Source organism: Rathayibacter sp. AY1A5 (assembly GCF_002930875.1).
GTDB lineage: Bacteria > Actinomycetota > Actinomycetes > Actinomycetales > Microbacteriaceae > Rathayibacter.
On the sequence record NZ_PSTM01000019.1, the window covers coordinates 1 to 19,524 of the forward strand.

Sequence of the window (19,524 nt, forward strand, 5' to 3'; positions counted from 1 at the left end):
GGGCTCGGGAGCGCGCCGGGCGGGCGGCGGGGCCGGTGGACGGGACCGCGGCCGGAACGGCGGAGGCGGGAGGAGCGGGCGGGCGCGCGGCCGGAGCGGCGGCAGCTGGAGGGCTCGATCGAGCGGACGGAGGAGTCGGCGACGCGGCGGGCGCGGATCCGCTCGGGTCGGCGGGTGACGCGGACCCGCGACCGGTGGGCGACGCGGACGTCGGGAGCCCCCGCGCGATCACGGCGGGCGGCGCCAGGAGGACGAAGGAGTCGTCGTCGGGGGCGGACGTCGGCGCGAGCACCTCGGCGAGCCGGCCGCCGATCATCGGCGCGGCCCGGGGCAGGCGCGGCGAGGCGAGCTCGGCGCAGTCGGGGCACCAGGAGGAGCGGCGCCGCTCCCGGCCGGGACGGTGGCGCTGCTCCTCGGGAGTGGCGACGAAGACGTGTCCGGCGTCGCAGAGCCAGCACAGGTACACGTCGGCCGCGGGCGGGATCTGGCTGAGCACGATGCCCTCGTTGTACTCGGGCCGGTACTGCCGCACCAGGACGGGGTAGGACGCCCAGGCCTCCCGGTAGGTGCCGACCGCGTAGGGGACGTCGGCGCCGCGCGAGAACCGCCGCCGCTGCCACCACCGCCCGATCGCCTCCGCCACCCTCCGCACGCTACGCGCGACCACCGACGCGGAAGCGGCGCCCGCATGCGCAGGCGGGATCTCGAGACGCCCTCCGGGCTGCTCCATCAGCATGCGCGGCGGAAGGGACTATCCGCCCGCGCGGCGTGCTCCCGGCCGACTGGGAGCGGCGGAGCCGTCCCTCGCCTAGTGTGCGGAGTCCTGCTCGTCGATGTCCGCGATCTCGGCCTCGTCCGGCTTGAAGGTCAGCGAGAACATGGCGATCGCGACGAGCACGACGATGAAGGCGACGCCGAACGAGATGAGCGCGACGACCGGCTCGCGGGTCGAGAGCATGACGACCAGGCCGACGAAGGCCGCCATCACCGCGGAGAAGCCGATGAGCTCGAGCGGGCGCAGGCGGTCCTTGCGGGTCGGCTGGAACGTGCGGGGCGTGAACTCGCCGGGGTCGCGCGCCGGGGCGGAGTCGGCCGCCGAGGCGCGGTCGGCGGGAGAGGCGGGGTCGGGCTGCTGGCCTTCGGCGGTCATCGGTCTCCTCCGGAGGTCGGTGTCGTGGGGGCGACGGGATCGTGTCCGGTGGCTGCGTCGGCGCCGGCGGCCCATTTGAGCGAGAACGCCGCGATGGCGAGGAAGACGGCGACCATCACGGCGTAGGCGCCGAGGAGGCCGACGGTGACGACGGGGTGGGGCGGGAGGAGTCCGAAGGCGGCGCCGAGCAGCATCGTGCCGACGCCGACGATCACGGAGTCGCGGGCGGCGAGGCCCTGACCGCGGCGGCCGCTCGAGAACTCGAGGAAGCCGGAGAGCAGCGCCCAGCCGGCGACGAGGGCGACGAAGGAGAGCAGGTTGGCGACCGGGAGCGCGACGAGCGCCGCGACTCCGGCGACCAGGGTGAGCACCGCGGAGCCGAGGGCGAGCGGGCGGGCCCGGCCGCTCCAGCTGCGGAGCCCGAGGGCGAGCGAGACGGCGCCGGTCGCGATCGCGAAGCCGCCGAAGACGGCGAGGCCGAAGGCGGGCCCGTGGTCGGGCGAGAAGGTGACGACGCAGCCGGCGACCGCCGCGATCACGGCGCGCGCGAGGGGCAGGGTCCACAGGCGGCGGTCGGAGTCGGCGGCGATGGCCACGGTCGAGCCTCTCTGGGATGGAGGGAGAAGGCGTCCGGGAGCGGACGGCTGGGCGCGCGACGGCACGGCGACGCGGACTCCAGCGATTTTACGCTCCCGCGGCTCCGCCCAGGCCCGGAGCGGGGCCGGGGGCGCAATCCGGGGCGAAGTCGCAGGCGGCTCAGCCGAGCCAGACCTCCTCCACCCGCGGGAACACGGCGTCGGCGGAGAAGCGCTCGCGGAAGCGCGCCCCGGCCTTCTCGACGACCTCGGCCCGGGCGTCCTCGTCGGTGATGAGCTCGGTCAGCGCGGCGGCGAGGCCCTCGACGTCTCCGGGCGCGACCACGCGGCCGCAGCCGTCGCCGAGGACCTCGGGGATGCCGCCGACCGCGGTCGAGACGACGGCCGCGTCGCGGGCGAGGGCCTCGAGGATGAAGATCGGCATCGCCTCGTCGCGCGAGGGCAGGACGGCGATGGACGCCTCGTCGAGCAGGGCGAGCAGGCGGGCGTTCTCGAGCGAGCCGAGGAACTCGATCCCCGGGACGCCGCGGTCGACGACCTCCGGCTCGCGGATCGGACCGGCGACCAGCAGGCGCCAGCCCTCCTTGCCCTCGACCTGCGCCCACGCCTTCTGCAGCACGTCGACGCCCTTGCGGTGGCTGACGACCCCGCCGAAGACGACGGTGCGGGTCTTCTCGCGCGGGGTGCCCTGCTCGAGCGCGTTGGGCACGAGGTGCACGCGCTCGGCGGGGACGTAGCGGCGGCAGATCGCCGAGGTCTCCTCCGAGAGCGAGATGATCTCGTCCGCGCTGCGCAGCACGTCCTTCACCAGGCGCGGGTGCGCGGCGGTGAAGGCGGCGAACTCGCTGCCGTGCAGGTGGGCGACCGTGCGCAGGCCCAGGCGGTGCGCGAGGCGGAGGAGGGACCCCTCGCGGAGGAACGAGCCGCGCTCCGAGAGGTGGACGACGATCACGGCGCTGGGCTCGCGTCGCGCGATCGCGACGATGCGGGCGGCGGCGCCGGCGGCCAGGCGGGCCGCGGCGACGTGCTCGCCCGGAGCGGTCCGGGAGGAGATCACCCGGACGTCCGAGCGCTCGAACGGCCAGCGCAGGTACCCGTTGACGACCTGCGTCATGCCTCCGGGGACCTCTCCGCTGCGGCCGACGTGGTACACCCGGGTCTTCGGGCCGGCAGGGACTGCCGCGGCGGCCGGGCGGCTGCGGGGCGGCACGGCGAGCAGCGCCTGGATGTCGTCGCGGACGCCGCGGAGGCGTCCGCGGGCGACGAGCAGCTTCTCGAGCAGCTCGCTCCGGCGGGCGACCACGGCGGAGAAGGTCTCGACGCCGGCGGCCGGGGTCGTCCGGGACATGTCGACCGTGACGTCGTGGATCCCGATGGTCTCGAAGTGGCGCGAGGCCTTCGTCGATCCGTCCATCTGCAGGCTCACCGGGGCCGCGCCCTCGGTGAACGCCATGATGATCACGTGCAGCCGGTCGCTCATCGCGACGCGGGCCGTGCGGTAGAGCTCGCGCAGCAGGATCTCGTGCTCGTCGTGGGTGTGCGCCGGATCCCAGTCGAGGATGTCCGCGTCGAGGTCGGCGGCGAGACGGCGGGAGCGCTCGGCGTCGACGGCGACCTGCGTGACCACGACGATGTCGAGGTCCTCGCGCTCGGCGAAGCCCTTGATCGCGGCCAGCCACTCCTGCTCGGGATAGGGGCGGGCGTCCACCTCGTGGTCCTCGCGGAGGGAGAGGACCAGCACACGCCGCTCCTCGTCGGGCTGCGCGGCGAACGCGGTCAGCTCCGCGTCGCTCGAGCCCTCGCCGTAGCCGAGGTCGGGCATGGCGGCGCCGACGCGCATGTAGCCGGCGGTCTTGTCGTCGCGCCAGCGGGTGTAGCTCGAGAGCGCCATCGAGGGCCACATGATCGCGCGGGGCAGCGGGGCGAAGTTGCGGGTGCCCACGCCGGCGCGGATCACGCGGCCGCCGCCGAGGCGCACCAGGGCGATGCCCGGGAGCATCACGAGGTGCTCCTTCATCCCGATCAGGGTCAGCTGGATCTCTCCCGGCTTGAACACCGAGTTCGCCCGGCCGGCGAGGGCCTCGCGGGCGAGCGCCGCGTACCAGCGCAGGAGCGAGCGGTACACCGTGTCGTCCGGGCCCAGGCGCAGGCCGTCGTCGTAGCCCCACGGCGAGTGGCCCACGTAGACGTGGAGCGGACCCGACTCGCGGAGCCAGTCGAGGAGCTGGCGGCGCAGGATGATGTCGCCGATGTTCTCGTACTGGCCGCGGCCGACGGCGAAGATCGATCGGGCAGGTGTCACGGGCGGGCCTTTCGGAGGGGTTCGCGTGGGGGTGACCGGTGCGGAGCGGGGATCGTCGCGGGTCTCCCCGGTCGATCCTCCTGCCGCGCTGCCGTCGTGGGCCGGGCCGGCCGGGCTCCGCAGGAGCGGGCTCGGGGCCGATGGCGCCCCGGGCAGACTAGCGCAGGCGGGCTCGGCGGCTCGAGGAGGAGTGCTCGCGTCAACAGCCGTTGGTGACCAGGAAGGCCTTGAGGAACGCGCCGGTCTGGTAGACGTACTGGTTCACCAGGTAGTCCAGGCCCATCGGCTCGCCCGAGGGCACCATCGAGAGCTCGCCGGAGTAGCAGCGCTCGATGATCATCTCGGCGCGCACGAGGTGGGAGGCGTTGGTGATCACGATGACGTGGTCCCAGCCGTACTGCTCGGCCATGTCGCGCAGCTGCCGGGCCTCTCCCTGGGTCGTGAGCGGGTCGGCGGAGTAGCAGAGGACGTCGCCGCCGGGCTCGTTGCACTTCTTGTACTTCTTGGCCTCGTAGGGAGCGTTCATCTCGCCGGGGCCGACCGAGAGCACCATCGTGTCCGTCGCCCCGGAGGTGATGATCCGGCGGGCGAACTCGACTCGTGCCCTCGTGGAGGGGCCCAGCACGAAGACCGCGTCCGCCTGCTCAGGGATCGGGTCGATCGGGGGCGTGACGTAGAGCGGGATCCCGGCGCCGAAGAGGGCGAGCACCACGAGGGGGACGAGCAGGAGCCGTTTGATCACGGTGCGAGCGCGGACCCGGGGGCATCTCGGGCGCTCCCGGGACGGCGGGGTGGACGGGCGGTCGCCGGTCGCGGTCGTGGCCGTGTCCATCGCGTCCTCCCTCTCGTCGGGACCGCCGCTCGCCCGCGGCGGGTGATCCGCGACGCGGGTGCGACGGCGATCACCAGTGGAGAGCCCATCATCGCAGTGTTTCGGCGAGGGGTCGGCCCGGTGAACGCCCGGTCAATTCTCTCGCCCAGCGGCCCGGCCCGGGGCCGTGTCCAGAGTCGCCGGGTAGGGTCGCCGTTCCTCGACCGAGCAGCACTCCCCCTCGTCCATTCCGCGGACGGGCATTCCCGGAGTCCCCTCCCGATCCGACATCCGCCCTCCGATCCGTCGTCGACAGCGCGTGTGACCGTTCCGTATACACGCATGCGCGGCGGTCCGCCAGTCCTTCAGCGGAATCGCTGATATAAGCCCGACCACCACGCCCGAATGGGGTACTACAACCTGAATCCGTCTCATCCAGCCATCAGTCGCAAGGCCCGTCTATAGCGTCGGGAGGACCAGCACCACCCCCTTGAGCAGCCCCATCGAACCGCCCCCGACGCCCCCTCGAAGACCCGGAGCCGATCGTGAATCCTCAGACGACGCCAGACCCGACCCGCCCTCGCCGACGACGCGCACGCCTCTCCCTCACCACCGCTCTGATCGCCGCTCTCGGCATCCTGGTCGCCCCCCTCACGGCGCCCGCCGCCTCCGCGGCCACTCTCGACCCGGGCGCCGGGCAGAGCACGCGGATCCAGGAGACGAACTCCTCGCTGACCTACAGCGGCTCGTGGCGCACGATGACGGGCGGCGACAGCGGCGGCGGGATCAAGTTCCTCAACAGCACCGGCTCCGTCTCGTTCAGCTTCCGCGGCACCGGCTTCAGCTGGGTCAGCCGCACCACCGCCTCCGCCGGCATCGCCACCGTCACGGTCGACGGCGCGAGCACCTCGGTCGACCGGTACACGAAGACCACGGCGTACCAGGTCCCGGTGTTCACGAAGAAGGACCTCGCCGACACCGTCCACACGGTCAAGATCGCCTGGAGCGGCACGGCCAACAGCTCCGCGAGCGACAAGAACCTGGTCATCGACGCGTTCGACATCACCCGCGCGACTCCCGCCACCGAGGAGCCGACCGACGAGACCGGCGGCGGCGAGGACGACGGCCCCGTGCTCGATCCTTCCGGAGCGACCAGCCTCCTCGTGCAGGAGACCGACCCCGCGCTGCAGTACACCGGCTCGTGGAGATCGATGGCGGGCGGCGACAGCGGCGGCGGGATGAAGTACCTGACCTCCGCCGGATCGGTGAAGTTCACCTTCGTCGGCACGTCGTGGCGCTGGATCAGCCGGAAGACCTCCTCCTCCGGCATCGCCGCGGTCTCGGTCGACGGCGGACCCGTCACCAAGGTCGACCGCTACAGCTCGACCGCGCAGTACCAGGTGCCGGTCTACGAGACGACCGACCTCGCCGAGGGCACGCACACCGTGACCATCTCCTACACGGGGACGAAGAACTCCAAGTCGACCGACAAGAACCTGATCATCGACGCGTTCGTCCTCGCCGAGGACGGCCTCGCGACCGACGCCGTGGAGCTCTCCCCCCTGACCGACGGCTACACCGTCGCCTGGGACGCGCCCTTCAGCTCGCGGGTCGTCTCGTACGACGTGCACCGCTCGAACGAGGACGGCTCCGGCGACACGGTCGTCGGCACCGTCGCCGACCCGGTGCGCCAGTACCGCGACGAGACCGCCGAGGCGGGACGCGCCTACACGTACACCGTCACGGCGACCGACGACGCCGGCCGCGACTCGCGGCTGAAGGAGTCGGCCACCACCTCGGCCGACATCCTCGCCTCCCGCGCCTCGCTGCTCGCGGCCTTCGACTGCCCCGCCGCCACCAAGACGGTGTCGACCTCGGCGCAGCTCGTCACGGCCCTGACCAACCCCTCCTCCGGCGACGTCATCCGCCTGGCCGACGGCGTCTACACCGGCAAGTTCGCCCTCCGCGGCACCGCCGCCCAGCCCGGCTCGATCTGGATCTGCGGCTCGCCCAACGCGGTCCTCACCTCCGGATCCACCTCGAGCGGCACCGCACTCATCCTGAACACGGTGAGCGACGTGCACCTCGTGGGCTTCTCGGTCCGCAGCTCCTTCCAGGGCATCCAGGTGCTCGCCAGCAAGGGCGTCCAGATGGCCGGCCTGACGGTGAGCGAGATCGGCTACGAGGCGGTCCACTTCCGCAGCCAGACCACCGACTCCCTGATCGTCGGCAGCACCATCCGCCGCACCGGCCTCGTCTCCGCCAAGTACGGCGAGGGCGTCTACGTCGGCACCTCCGACCGCAACTGGTGCGAGTACAACAGCTGCAACCCTGACCGCACGGCCCGCATCGCGGTCGTGGACAACGCGATCAGCGACACCGGCGCCGAGCCGATCGAGGCCAAGGAGGGCACCCTCGACGGCGACATCATCGGGAACACGGTCCTCGGCGGATCGCGGCTCGCCTCGGACGTCGTCTCGCTGATCCTGGTCTCGGGCAACAGCTGGCTTGCCGCGGGCAACTCCGCCGCGGGCACCACCACCTACGGCTACCAGGTGATCACCCGCGCCGACGGCTCGGGCAACGACAACACCATCAGCGGCAACCTCGCGCTGAAGACCAGCAACGCGGTGGTCTACCTCCACCAGCCGTCCAACTGGTCCACCAGCGGCAACACGCTGAGCTGCTCCAACTCCGGGAAGGACCTGATCGGGAACGTGGCCTGCACGCCGTGACCTGATCCGCTCCCCGCGCGCAGAACCGCCGCCGTCGTCCCCTCGACGGCGGCGGTTCTGCGTCTGCCCGCCTCCCGCCGACCACGCGGGAGTCGGCGGAGTCGCGCGCCAGTACGGCGACTTCTGCGGACTCGCGGGGTGAGCGGGCTCCCGGGAGCCGGTTCCGGCCACGGCGGGCGCTGGAGAGGGCTGGACGGGCCGGGCAGGTCCCGGGGAGTCGAGCGGGCCCGGACGGCGACGCCGCCTCCTGTCGAGTCCGCGGAAGTGGGCGGAGTCGCGCGCGAGTACTGCGACTTCTGCGGACTCGCGGGGTGAGCGGGCTCCCGGGAGCCGGTGAGGCACGTGATCAGGCCACGGCGGGCGCTGGAGACGCTGAGGAAGGACGGACCGGTCGGTCGGCCCCGGAGAGCCCGCGGGCCCGGACGGTGACGCCGCCTCCTGCCGAGTCCGCGGAGGTGGGCGGAGTCGCGCGCGAGTACCGCGAGTTCTGCGGGCTCGCGGAGTGAACGGGCTCGCGGAGGGGTGGAGGGGGCTGGAGTGCCGGCCAGGCGTCGGAGGGGCCGGCTGGGCCCGGAGAGAGGGCAGCCGGGCCCCCGCCGGGCACCGCGCAGTCCCCGGACGCGGAAGAGCGCACCGCGGCCGGGGCCGGGGTGCGCTCTTCCGCAGCGTGCGAGGACGCGATCAGACGATCGCGGGGGCCTTCTGCAGCTTGTGGCGGGCCAGGACGACTGCGCCGACCACGGGGGTGCCGGCGGTCTCGATCCAGTGCACGTCGGCGGCGGCCTGGGGCGAGTCGACCTTGCCCTCGATCAGGACGAGGACGGCTCCGTCGGCAACGCCGCGGAAGGTCGGCGACTGCTCGGTCGCGCCGAGGGTGCCGGTGACGATCAGGACGATGTCGTAGACCTTCTCGAGCTCCTCGACCAGCGCGCGGAGGGCGTCGGTCGGCATCGGCGTGCCGGCCTGGGCGCCGCCCGCGGGGAGCAGGTCGACGCGGTCGGTCGAGCGCTTGATGATCGCGTCGTCGAGCGAGGCGGCTCCGGCGAGCACCTCGCGCAGGCCCGGGCGTCCGCCCGAGGCGGAAGCGAGAGCCGAGCCCTCGGCGGTGCCGTCCACGATCACGACGGACGAGCCGAGCACGGCCAGCGCCTTGGCGAGCAGCACCGCGCTGGCGGTGTGCGGGGTCTTCTCGGACGCCGGGGCGATCGCGAAGGAGGAGTACGAGCGGGTGCGCGCGATGGCGGAGAGCTCGAACGCCACGGCCGAGTAGCGGGCCGGGATCTCGGTCGAGTTCAGCATCTCGTCGAGCTTGGTGGCCTTGACCGGGACGATGCCCAGCAGCGGCCGGTCGATCGCGGAGCGGACGTCGTCGCCGCTGCGGAGGCGGCGGTCGAGGGCGGTCATCACGATCGCCACTCCCACGCCGACCACGGCGCCGCCGAGGATGCCGAGCGCGAGCAGGACGAGGATGCCACCGGTGACCGGCAGCTCCGGCGGGAGCGCCTGGCTGAGCACCTGGAGCTGGATCTGCGGGACGGCGACGCCGTTCGTGGTGGTCGCCGGATCGGCGCCCTTCACGGCCGCGTCGAGCTGGGCGGCGATCGCGTTCGCGATGACCGCGGCCTGCTCGGGCGAGGGGTCGGTGGCCGAGATCGTGATGACCACGGACTCCGGCTCGGCGAGGACGGTCACGCGCTTGGCGAAGTCCTCGATGGGCTCGTCGATGCCGAGGCCGTCGATGACGCCCTGCAGGACGGTGTCCGAGGTGCCGAGGGCGACGGAGGTGACCGTGGCCTGGGAGGCGGCGCTGTTGGCCGCGACCCGGTCCGCGGTCGAGAGGACTCCGGACGAGGAGACCGCGACGTACACGCGTGCGTCCGCCTTGTACTGCGGGAGGAGGACGGCGTTGAGTACCAGGGCCGCCACGGCGCCGAGCAGAGCGAAGGCGACGATGTAGACCCACCTCCGGCCGATGCCGGCGAACAGTCCGTTCAAGGTCATGGTGTGTGGTGTCCCTTTCGTCGACTGCACCGGAGTGCAGGGGGTCTGACTGTAGCGTCGTGATGTGTCGTCCGCGTTGCGCGGAACCGGCCGCGAGGTTTCGCGCGGGAGCGGTGGATCAGAGGTGTGCCTGCAGGAAGGCGAGGATCGCCTTCTTGTTGTTCGGGGTGTTGTTCTGGAGCCCGTGGTGGCCGGAGCCGTCCACGCCGACCTCGGACGCCACTCCGGCGTCCTGCAGGGCGACCTGCATCGCGTCGGCCTGCTCGACCGGGACGAGCTCGTCCTCGGAGGTCAGCCAGATCTGCGGGGCGTCCGTGGAGTCGACCGAGGTGATCGGCGACGCGGGGATGCTCTGCGGGCAGGTCGTCGAGTCGATCTCGTCGCAGTCCAGGTAGGAGAGGATCTGCTCCTTCGCCTCGGGCACCGGCGTGCCCAGCGACATCCCGGTCTCGGTCATGTCGGCGACCGCCGAGAAGGCGACGACCGTCTTGACCCGCGAGCCCTCGGTGAGGGAGCCCTCGCCGAGCGTGCCCATGGTCGCTCCGATGATCGCTCCGGCGGAGCTGCCCATCACGCCGATGCGGGCGGGGTCGAGGCCGAAGCGCGTGACCTGCGCGGGCTCGCGCAGCCACTCCACGGCGGCCTGCGCGTCCTCGATCTGCCCGGGGTACCGGCTGTCCTGGAGGAGGCGGTAGTCGACGGAGACCGAGACGAAGCCGCGCTCGGCGTAGTACTCGCAGAGCTCGGTCATCCCGCCCTCGTCGCGGGCGCCGTCGACGAACCCTCCGCCGTGCAGCATCAGCAGCGCGGGGCGGTCGGTGCCGCCCGCGGTGGGGAGGCAGGCGTCGGCCTTCAGCGAGACGCCGTCGACCGAGCGGTACTCGATCGCCTTCTCCGTCGTGAAGCCGTCGGGCGTGCGGACGGGCTCGGGCTGCGAGGAGCAGCCGGCCAGCCCGAGGGCGACGGCCACGACGGCCGCCAGGACTCCGGCTCTGCGTGCTCGTGTCGTCTTCACTCGTGGGACTCCGCTCTCTTCTTCTCGTAACTGGGGGAGGTGCCGGGCTCATCGGCCGGGACCGCGACGGGATCGGAGACGACTCCGGGGCCGCGCGCAGGGACGGGCACGGGCTTGCGCCGCTTGCCGGGGCCGCCGAGGGCGGCCGGGGGGACGTAGATCCACTTGACCTTCGAGAGGTAGCGGGTCACGAAGAGCGAGAGGACGACCGCGAGCACCATCACGACCAGCAGCAGCGGCACCTCGAAGCCGCCGATCTCGGAGCGGTTCTCGGGGAGGATCACCCGCAGGATCGTGATGGCGATCACGATGAAGTAGAGGTGCAGCAGGTAGATGTGCAGGCTGCGCTCGCCGCAGATCGTGAAGAAGTTCAGGAATCGCACTCGGGAGAGGGCCCGCGACACGAGGATGCCCATCGCGACGGCGGCCATCTGGCCGGCGAGGGCGAGGAACGGAACCCAGCGGATCGGGAAGAGGAAGAGCACCGCGCTCAGCACGACGAAGACCGGAGTGACGTAGAGGAACGCGCGGCTCCCCTTCTGCTCGACGAAGTCGATGATCCTCTTCGAGTAGAGCGTGCCCACCAGGAAGAAGACGAACAGGGCGCCGATGCGATTCCAGCCCACGTTGGTCGTGTTGAGGAGACCGGTGGTGAACATCGTCCCCATCACCGCGGCGAGGGCGACCTGCACACGGTGGTCGACCTTGCGCAGGAGCCACGCGCCGAGCGTGAAGAGGACGAGGCCGTAGATGAACCAGTAGCTGCTGCTGGGCCAGAAGAACAGCAGGAGCAGGTTGAGCGGGTCGGTCGCGGGGAGCTCGCCGAGTCCGCCGTTCGCGAGCGGCACGACCAGGTAGAAGGCCATGCGGATCACGGACCAGACCACGTAGAGCCAGAGCAGCGGGTAAAGCCTGCGACGCCAGAGGTCGGGGAAGCTCCAGGTGCGGATGCGCGAGCCGAAGAGGCCGGACACCAGGAAGAAGAGGGGCATCGGGAAGAGCTCGAACACGACCTTGATGCGGCCGAGAGTGTTCTCGACCCCGATGTCGCCGAGGTACAACGACGTGTGGTAGTACACGACCATCAGGATGGCGGCACCCTTGGCGAAATCCACCCATTCGCGGCGGGCCCCGCCCGCAGGCTTCAGCAGCTTCATTCTCTCCCCCTTGTGCCCGGTCGTACCGCTCGTGAATTCCATCCGAGGTGAACAAGGCTCAGAGAAGGACGCAGGCTCGGTCGCAGAATGCGACCGAGGATCAAGACTAAGGGTGTACCGTCTGCGCCGCACATTCGTCGGAATAGTGACGAGGACTCGATTGCCGGGAAGCGCACTCCGGCCTCTCCGCTCACCGAGGAGACGACGGTCACCGGCGTCCGTTCCCGGCGCTCATCGCCGCACGGTAGAGCGCGGGCGCCGCGGCGGCGAGCCCGAAGAGGACGGAGCGCTTCAGGTCGCGCCGGCGCACGAGCGCGACCAGGTGCCGGAGCCCCGCCTCGTCGTGCGCGGCCCGCCAGAGCCGGTCGGCCTCCTCGGGGCTGTGCGCGCCCGAGGTGGCGTCCTTGAAGCGGGAGAGCAGGGAGAAGCGCGCGCGGTAGTAGGAGTAGTCCTGCGAGTCGAGGAGGCGCGGGTCGAGCCCGCGGGCCGTCCGCTCGATCACAGCGGCGAGCCCGGCGAGCGAGTCGGCGCGCTTCGCGCCCGAGCGGATGATCGAGCCGGAGCGGAGGCGGTACTCGTAGACGGAGTCGGGGACGACGACGACCTCGTCGGCCGCGGCGAGCAGCTGCGCGACCTGCGCCTGGTCCGAGTGCTGGCGGATCCGCGTGAAGTCGATGCCGTCGAACAGCTCGCGGCGGAACAGCTTGTTCCAGAGGTGCCCGGTCAGCTCCCCGACCAGGAGCGCGGTGAAGGCGCCCCGGCCCGAGAGCGCGAGCGGGCCGCGCAGGGAGCCGACGGGCGTGGATCCGGTGGCGTCGACCGTGACCGCCTGGGCGACCACAACGTCGGCGCGGCCCGCCTCCCCCGCCGCGAGCATGGCCTCGACCGCGGTCTCCGGCCACTCGTCGTCGGCGTCGACCAGCCAGACCCACTCGCCGGCGGCCTCGCCGACGGCGCGCTCGCGAGCGGCGGCGACGCCCTGGTTCTCGTCCTGGCGGAGGTAGCGGATCCGCTCGTGCTCCTCGGCGAACGCGCGGCCGATCGCCTCGGTCCCGTCGGTCGAGGCGTCGTCGACCACGAGGATCTCGAGCTCGGCGTGGGTCTGCCGCAGCAGGCGCTCCAGGGCGGAGGCGAGGTGCGCCTCCTCCTGGTGCGCCGGGACCACCACCGAGACGAGGGTCACTTCTGCCCCACGACCCGGCGGAGCACCGTCTCGAGGTCGCGGCCGCTGGACTCCAGCGAGAAGCGGTCGAGCCAACGGTCGATGCCGGTGATCTCGAGCTCGCTCGCGCGGATCAGCGCGTCGGCGAGGTCGGAGGCGGAGGGGGTGAGCGCGAGCTCGCCGGTCAGGCCGGGGACGATCGCGTCCGCGACTCCGAGCGCGCCGGACACGGCGACCGAGGGGACGCCGGCGGCGGCCGCCTCGACCAGCACGTTGCCGAAGCCCTCGCGCAGCGACGGGAGCAGCACGACGGCGTTCTCGTCGAAGTGGTGGAACCAGTCCTCGACCCAGCCCATGTCCTGGAAGTCCACGCCGCGCGCGGTCGCCTCCGCCTTCATGCTGCCGAGCAGCGGGCCGCCGCCGAAGGAGACGACCTTCGCGGGGATGCCGCGGCGCTCCAGCTCCTCGGCCGCGAGGATCGCGAGCTCGGGACGCTTCTGGACGACGAGGCGGCAGGGCAGCACGATCTGCAGGCCCGCCGCGGTGCCGGGGGTGCGCGAGACCTGGCGGGAGCGGTCGACCTTGGCGGTCGCCGGGTTCGGCACGACGGTGCAGCGCTCGCCCGAGACGCCGAAGCCGGCGACGAGCTCGCCCGCGACGGGGTGCGAGATCGCGATGACGTGGTCGGCGCGGCGGTAGAGCGTCTTGGCGAGCCCGAGCTGCACCTTCTGGGTCCTCGAGAAGCCCGGGATGCCGAGCGAGACGAGGTTGCGCTCGCTCACGATGGTCTTCGGGCGGTCCGCCTTCGCGGTCATCTCGGCCGAGGCCAGGAGCACGATGTTCGGGTAGCCCTGCAGGGCGACCGCGACGTCGGGGGTGCGGCGGCGGAACAGCTCCTTGAGCATCCGCGCCTTGCCGACGTGGCCCTTGCCCTCGCCGATGCGGTGCAGCACCGCGCCCTCGGGGAGGTACTCGTCGGTGCCCTTCACCGACGTGGTGACGACGTCGACGTGGTGGCCCTGCTCGAGGAGCCAGCCCATCCAGGTGCGGGCGACGAACTCGGCCCCGCCGCCGTGCAGCGACGTGACGACGAACATGATCCGCATGCGCGGTCCCTTCTCCTGCGCCGCGCTCATCGCACGACCTCCGCGCCGAGGCCGCGGGTGTTGAGCGCCGAGAGGCGGCGCACCTCGGGCATGGCCGCGTCGATGGTGGCGCGCACGCCGCCGTCGCCCGGCTCCGCGAGGATGCGGTCGATCACCGGGAGGACGCGGTCGGCGAAGCCGGGGACCGGCTCGACGCACAGCTGCGGCAGGCCGATGAGGCGCATGATGCCCTCGACCTTGCCCTGGGTGGCGAGGGTGATCGCGGGGACGCCGAGCGAGAGCGACATGATCGCGAGGTGCATCCGCCCGGTGACGGTCAGCAGGGCGTCCTCGGCGAGGCCGCGGATCTCGGCGGGCATGAGCACGCGGTCGACGACGGTGACGCCCTCGGTTCCCACGCGCTCGGCGACCGCGCGGACGGCCACCTTGTCGTCGCCGATGGGGCGGGAGACGTGCGGGAGGAGCACGACGTGAACGCCGGCCGCGCGCAGGCGGTCGACGATGCGCTCGTACTCCGGCACCTGGTCGACCATGCCGGCGACGAGGGCGCTCGCGTTCACGAGCGCGAAGGGGACGCCCTCGGGCAGTCCCAGCCCCTCGCGGAAGCTGCGGTCGCGGGTGCGCGCCGAGAAGACGATGTCCGTGACCTCCTCGACGCGCTGCACGCCGATGCTCCGGGCGCGCTCCGCCGAGAGCGGGTCGCGGAGCATCGGGACGACGCCGGCGCGGGAGGCGGCGATCAGGGAGCGGCGGGCGGCGAGGCGGGCCGCCGCGTTCCAGGAGAAGCCGAGGACGCGCGTGGGCACCCCTGCCTCGGCGGCGGCCTGCGCGAGCAGGGAGCGGCGGACCGAGCCGCGGAGGCTGTACTTGCCGTCCATCATGTCGGCGCCGACGACCGAGACCGAGCGGGCGCGGCGGATCAGCGCGGCGTAGGCGCGGAGATCGGCGGCGTGCGCGTCGCCCACTCCGTAGACCAGGTGCGGGAGCTCGACGACCTCGACCCGGTCGGCCTGCTCCTCGGGGATCACGACGTCGCCGGCGTAGCGCTGGACGACCACGACGGGGCCGGTGGTGTTCTCGAGGAACGCCTCCAGCATGGCCTGGTCGCCGATGTTGCCGCTGCCGGGAGCGGCGATCACGAGGTGAGACTCGGGCTCGGGTCGGAGGTCCGCGAGGGCGGCGCGGAGCACCGCCGCGTCGCGTCGGGCGGGCAGGCGGGTCGTCGTGACGAAGTCCTTCTTCCAGGACTTGACGACGCCGAGCTTGAGTTTCATCGATCTCTTTCGGTGGGAGGAACGGCGGCGGGAGGCCGCTCGGAGTCGGGGATGCCGGCCGTGACGGCTCCGTCGACCAGCGCGCTGTCGCCGGTGGGGCTGATGGCATCGACCGTGGCCGGGGCCGGAGCGGCGGCCGGGCGGCTGCGGCGGAAGTGGCGGCGCAGGTCGGCGAGGCTGAGGATCTGGCGGCGGAACGCGGGGAGGATCAGCATCCAGAGCCCGACCCCGACCAGGACGGCGGCGCCGCCCACGAGGAGGCGGAGGACGGGCTGGTCGGCGGCGATCCAGACGGTGGAGAAGTAGGCGCCCACCGTGATCGAGCCGAACGTGATGCCGCTGCGGAGGCCGTTGGTGAACATCTCGCGGACGGGGGCATCGGAGGTGCGGCCGATCCAGATCAGCGCGGTCGGCCAGGTGAGGGCGAGCGAGCCGGCGTACGCGACCGCGACGCCCGTCACTCCCCAGTTGGAGCCGAGCAGGATCAGGACGACCATCAGCGGGCGGGTCGCCAGGCTGTACCAGACGCTCTGGCGCACGAGGCCCTTGGCGAGGAACACCCAGTTGGAGCAGTACGCCGTGGCCTGGAAGAACCCGGCCACGAGCAGGATCTGGAAGATCGGGACCGAGGCGAGCCAGCGCTCCCCCACCAGGATCCGGATGACCGAGTCGGACTGGGAGCCGAGGACGGCGAGCACGAGGCCCATCGCCGTCAGCATCGCCGACTGGCCGAAGAGGATGAACGTGCGGAACCGCTCGCGCTCGTCCTGCAGCTTGGACAGCACGGGCAGTGCCACGCGCTGCACCGGAGAGTTCAACTGCTGCAGCGGCAGCATCATCAGCTGGAACGCGCGGTTGTAGAGGCCGAGGTCGACCGGGCCGAAGCGCGCGCCGATGATGACGGAGTCGACGTTCTTGCTCACGTAGGTCAGCGCCTGGGTCGCGAAGACCCCGCCTCCGTAGCGGAGGAAGTGGCCCATCGCCTCGCCGCGGCGGTAGCGGCCGGGACGCCAGCCCGTGATGAAGACCAGCATCAGCACGCTGATGAGCGGCTGCACGATCTGGCTCCCGGCCAGCGCCCAGTAGCCGGCGCCGCCGAGCGCCATCAGCACGCCGACCACGAGGCCCAGCACCTGGGCGACGATGTCGACCAGGGTGATCTTCACGAAGCGGAGGTGACGGGCGAGGTCGGCGCGGAACTGCGTCGAGATTCCGTTGAGGAGGAACGTCGAGGAGAGCACGACGGTCAGCAGCTGGAGCCGGTCGTCGCCGTAGAGGGCGGCGATCGGCCAGGAGGCCGCGATGACCACCAGGGTGAGGGTGAGGCCGATGCCCGAGTTCATCCAGAACAGGTTGCTCTTCTGGCCCGGCGTGATCTCCTTCGCCTGGATGGCGGCGGAGGAGAGGCCGAAGTCGCGGAAGATCTCGCCGATGCCGATGATCGCCGTGACCATCGCGAGCAGGCCGTAGTCGGCCGGCGAGAGCAGGCGCGCGAGGATGACGATGCCGCCCAGCTGGACGGCGATGCGGATCGCCTGCCCGCCGATGGTGACGGCGGCGCCGCGGCTCGCCGAGCGGCTGAGGCTCGGTGACGGCTTCTGCGTGGTCCCGGTCATCGGGTCGAGCCCTTCTTGGTGGCGATCGCGCCCTCGTAGGCCTTCTTGAGCTGGAGTCCGAGCACGTCCCAGTCCCGACCGGAGAGGGCGGGGAGCCCCTCCGGCGGACGGGTCCGCGTGCGCTCGAGGGCGGAGGTGATCAGCTCGGGCGTGAGCTCGCCGTCGTATTCGATCACCCAGTCGCTGCCGACCTCCTCGGCCAGGGCCGTGTTGGTGGGCGTGCGCGGCACCAGGATCGGCCGGCCGAGCGAGAGGGCGACCAGGATCGAGCCGGAGTTGTGCATCTCGCGGTAGGGCAGGACGATCAGCTCGGCCCGGCCGATCTCGTCGACCATCTCGGCGTCGTCGACCCGGCGGAGCGTGGTGCGCACCCGGGTGTCGCGGGCGGCCCGCTCCTCGACCAGCTCGCGCTGGCCCGTGCTGGGGCTGCCGACAACGTGCAGGGAGAGGGAGTCGTCCTCCACGCCGCGGAACACGTCCATCAGCTCGACGACGCCCTTGTACGGGCGGATGATGCCGAAGTAGAGGACGCGGCCGTGCTCGCGCTCGGGCAGCGGGTGCTGCGCGAACTGGTCGCGGTAGTGGCCGTGCAGCACGGTGACGGCGGGCGCCCGGCCGGGAGCGACGGTCGTCGGGTTCAGGCGGACGAACAGGTCGGTCGCGCGGTCGACCCGGGCCAGCGAGCGGCGCTCGGCGGCGGGACCGAGCTCGTGCGGGTGCAGGTTGTGCACCGTCCGCACGAGCGGGATGCGCTGGAGCGCGAGGCGCACCAGCAGCACGTCGAGGGCGCGGCGGCGCAGGAAGCGGTGCAGCGGGCTGCGGCCGCGGATCATCAGCTCGGGCCAGTGCACGTGCAGCACGTCGTAGTCGGCGAGCAGGGCGCTGCGCCAGGAGAAGAACAGCAGCTCGACGCCGGGCGCGAGGCCGTCGACGATCGAGTCGACGTACTGCGTGGTCGAGTCCGGCGGCGCGAGCGACTGCTGGACGACGAGCGCGGCCGGCGACGAGTCGTTCCGGCGGGAGCGGCGGCTCACCGGTCGCCCCGCATCCCGACGGCCATCGGCGCGTCGAAGATCCGCGCCCCGAGAGGCTGGCGCATCCGGATGCCCTTGGAGAAGTCGGGGACGTGCACCGGGTTCAGGCAGATGATGACGAGGAAGCCCAGGAGCAGGTGGCTGGGGCGGACCGCGTCGATGGCGTTGTAGCCGGCGAGGCAGACCATGAAGCCGAGCAGGCCGGCCGCGGGGCCGACGTCGCGACGGCTGAGCGTGGCGCCGAACATCGCGGCCACCATGATCACGAAGAGCAGCAGGCCGGGGATGCCGACGCTGATCAGCAGCTGCAGGAACGAGTTCTCGATGACGACGTCCGAGAACCGCCTGCCGCTGATGCCGGACGTCGCCGCTCCGGAGCCGAGCCAGTGCGTGAGCTCGGCCGCCTTCAGCGACACGGTCACCGCGAGGTCGCGGGCGCCGGCCGAGATGGAGGCGTCGAGGTTGTTGTTGCGGGCGGTGACGGGCTCGAAGTTCAGGACTCCGACACCCGCGACGAGCCCGGCGATCAGGATCGAGCCGGGCCGGAGCAGCGAGCGGTTCGGGTTGAGGAAGCCCACGGCGACGAGCGCGACGATGACCGCGACGGCGATGGCCGCCATCGGTCCGCGCGAGACGGTCGCGACGACGCCGCCCGAGGCCAGGATGCCCAGCAGCAGGTCCGACTTGCGGGAGCCCTGGAGCCAGGAGCCGAACGCGAGACCGGCGCCCACCGTGAGGAAGGTGCCGGCGAGCAGCGGGTGGCCGAAGGTGATCTCGGCGCGGTAGAGCGACCAGTGCTGGTCCTGCTCGTAGCCGAGGGCGCCGTAGACGGCACCGAGGATCGGGGAGCTCTGCGCGACCAGCTCGAGGGCGGCGTAGAGGGCGAGCAGCCCCGAGAGGATCACCCACGTCTTGCGCAGCAGCACGGCCTCGCGCTGGGCGTCGAAGACGAGCATCGGCACGCCCACGCAGATCGCGAAGCTGAACATCCACGAGACGCCCTCGGTCGCGTAGGAGCTGCGCACCGTCGCCAGGGCCGACCAGAGCATGAGGGCGATGAACGCGAGGATCACCACGGCCCGCCACGGGGAGAGCACGAGCTCGCGGGTCCACGCCTTGACGGGGGCGCGCCACAGCTCGGGAGCGAGCCCGCGCCGGATCGCCCAGATCACGAGGATGACCGCCCAGAGCGTCATGCGGAACGTCAGGGTCGAGGGGGTGAGCGGCGTCGGGACGAGCGCGAAGAACGCGAGCGCCATCGCCGGCAGCCAGTGCGCGGGGACCCTCAGCAGCACGTAGGCGCCGACGATGCCGCCGACTCCGGCGGCGATCACCAGGAGGCCGGTGGCCGGCTCCCGGGTCGAGAAGATGTACCCCATCCCGAGGACGATCACCAGGGCGACCGAGAAGAGCGCGCCGACGAGGAGTCGTCGCGGGAGGATGTCGATCACGTCAGGGAGTCCTTCTGGCGTCGGAGCGGAGTGGTGGAGGAGGGGGCGGGCGGTGCGGCGCTCACGGGAGTGGTCCCGTCGGCCTCGATGAGGATCGCGATGCCCTCGCGAGCC

General features: G+C 72.2%; 14 protein-coding genes and 1 pseudogene. 1 reads left to right on the top strand and 14 read right to left on the bottom strand.

From position 1 onward, the window contains the following. The 5 genes and pseudogenes from C5B98_RS17320 to C5B98_RS12910 form a co-directional block, all read right to left on the bottom strand. Nucleotides 1-643: pseudogene (locus tag C5B98_RS17320) on the bottom strand (hypothetical protein); the annotation flags it as partial. Between the two features lie 165 nt (nt 644-808). After that, entirely contained in the window at nt 809-1,150 is a 342-nt protein-coding gene (locus C5B98_RS17325) for a hypothetical protein (protein ID WP_258059918.1), read from the bottom strand. After that, complete coding sequence (locus C5B98_RS12900) at nt 1,147-1,746, bottom strand: DUF308 domain-containing protein (protein WP_104225185.1); 600 nt, start codon at nt 1,744-1,746, stop codon at nt 1,147-1,149. The genes C5B98_RS17325 and C5B98_RS12900 overlap by 4 nt, the downstream gene beginning before the upstream one ends. Nucleotides 1,747-1,906: 160 nt before the next feature. Further along, a complete protein-coding gene (locus tag C5B98_RS12905) occupies nt 1,907-4,048 on the bottom strand; it encodes a glycosyltransferase family 4 protein (protein WP_104327902.1) in 2,142 nt (713 codons plus the stop codon). A 199-nt stretch (nt 4,049-4,247) separates the two neighbouring features. After that, nucleotides 4,248-4,790 carry a YdcF family protein gene (locus C5B98_RS12910; protein ID WP_181065540.1) on the bottom strand — a complete coding sequence of 181 codons (543 nt, stop codon included), beginning with the start codon at nt 4,788-4,790 and terminating at the stop codon, nt 4,248-4,250. 614 nt (nt 4,791-5,404) lie between these two features. Here C5B98_RS12910 and C5B98_RS12915 point away from each other — a divergent pair. After that, nucleotides 5,405-7,594 carry a hypothetical protein gene (locus C5B98_RS12915; protein ID WP_104226624.1) on the top strand — a complete coding sequence of 730 codons (2,190 nt, stop codon included), beginning with the start codon at nt 5,405-5,407 and terminating at the stop codon, nt 7,592-7,594. Nucleotides 7,595-8,275: 681 nt separating this feature from the next. Here the strand turns inward: C5B98_RS12915 and C5B98_RS12920 are convergent. From C5B98_RS12920 to C5B98_RS12960, 9 genes are all read right to left on the bottom strand, one after another. Beyond that, nucleotides 8,276-9,595, bottom strand: a complete 1,320-nt coding sequence (locus C5B98_RS12920; protein ID WP_104222485.1) for a Wzz/FepE/Etk N-terminal domain-containing protein — start codon at nt 9,593-9,595, stop codon at nt 8,276-8,278. 118 nt (nt 9,596-9,713) lie between these two features. Then, complete coding sequence (locus tag C5B98_RS12925) at nt 9,714-10,610, bottom strand: alpha/beta hydrolase (RefSeq protein ID WP_104247646.1); 897 nt, start codon at nt 10,608-10,610, stop codon at nt 9,714-9,716. After that, nucleotides 10,607-11,767 (bottom strand): acyltransferase family protein, encoded by a 1,161-nt coding sequence (locus C5B98_RS12930; protein WP_181065541.1) that lies wholly within the window; start codon nt 11,765-11,767, stop codon nt 10,607-10,609. The genes C5B98_RS12925 and C5B98_RS12930 overlap by 4 nt, the downstream gene beginning before the upstream one ends. A gap of 208 nt (nt 11,768-11,975) precedes the next feature. After that, nucleotides 11,976-12,950: a glycosyltransferase family 2 protein gene (locus tag C5B98_RS12935; protein ID WP_104339940.1), complete on the bottom strand. Its 975-nt coding sequence runs from the start codon at nt 12,948-12,950 to the stop codon at nt 11,976-11,978. After that, the gene (locus C5B98_RS12940) at nt 12,947-14,065 is read right to left on the bottom strand and encodes a glycosyltransferase (RefSeq protein ID WP_104222481.1); all 1,119 of its coding nucleotides are present in this window, start codon (nt 14,063-14,065) and stop codon (nt 12,947-12,949) included. Before C5B98_RS12940 ends, C5B98_RS12935 begins: the two co-directional genes overlap by 4 nt. After that, a complete protein-coding gene (locus C5B98_RS12945) occupies nt 14,062-15,309 on the bottom strand; it encodes a polysaccharide pyruvyl transferase family protein (protein WP_104222480.1) in 1,248 nt (415 codons plus the stop codon). Before C5B98_RS12945 ends, C5B98_RS12940 begins: the two co-directional genes overlap by 4 nt. Further along, nucleotides 15,306-16,925 (bottom strand): lipopolysaccharide biosynthesis protein, encoded by a 1,620-nt coding sequence (locus C5B98_RS12950; RefSeq protein WP_104222479.1) that lies wholly within the window; start codon nt 16,923-16,925, stop codon nt 15,306-15,308. Before C5B98_RS12950 ends, C5B98_RS12945 begins: the two co-directional genes overlap by 4 nt. Beyond that, the gene (locus C5B98_RS12955; protein WP_104222478.1) at nt 16,922-17,959 is read right to left on the bottom strand and encodes a glycosyltransferase; all 1,038 of its coding nucleotides are present in this window, start codon (nt 17,957-17,959) and stop codon (nt 16,922-16,924) included. Before C5B98_RS12955 ends, C5B98_RS12950 begins: the two co-directional genes overlap by 4 nt. After that, entirely contained in the window at nt 17,956-19,410 is a 1,455-nt protein-coding gene (locus tag C5B98_RS12960) for an O-antigen ligase (protein ID WP_104222477.1), read from the bottom strand. The genes C5B98_RS12955 and C5B98_RS12960 overlap by 4 nt, the downstream gene beginning before the upstream one ends. Nucleotides 19,411-19,524 lie beyond the last annotated feature (114 nt).

Coding starts and splice junctions, on each gene's coding strand:
- C5B98_RS17325 (WP_258059918.1), bottom strand. CDS start 1,150: ATGACCGCCGAAGGCCAGCAGCCCGACCCCGCCTCTCCCGCCGACCGC.
- C5B98_RS12920 (WP_104222485.1), bottom strand. CDS start 9,595: ATGACCTTGAACGGACTGTTCGCCGGCATCGGCCGGAGGTGGGTCTAC.
- C5B98_RS12930 (WP_181065541.1), bottom strand. CDS start 11,767: ATGAAGCTGCTGAAGCCTGCGGGCGGGGCCCGCCGCGAATGGGTGGAT.
- C5B98_RS12940 (WP_104222481.1), bottom strand. CDS start 14,065: ATGAGCGCGGCGCAGGAGAAGGGACCGCGCATGCGGATCATGTTCGTC.
- C5B98_RS12945 (WP_104222480.1), bottom strand. CDS start 15,309: ATGAAACTCAAGCTCGGCGTCGTCAAGTCCTGGAAGAAGGACTTCGTC.
- C5B98_RS12950 (WP_104222479.1), bottom strand. CDS start 16,925: ATGACCGGGACCACGCAGAAGCCGTCACCGAGCCTCAGCCGCTCGGCG.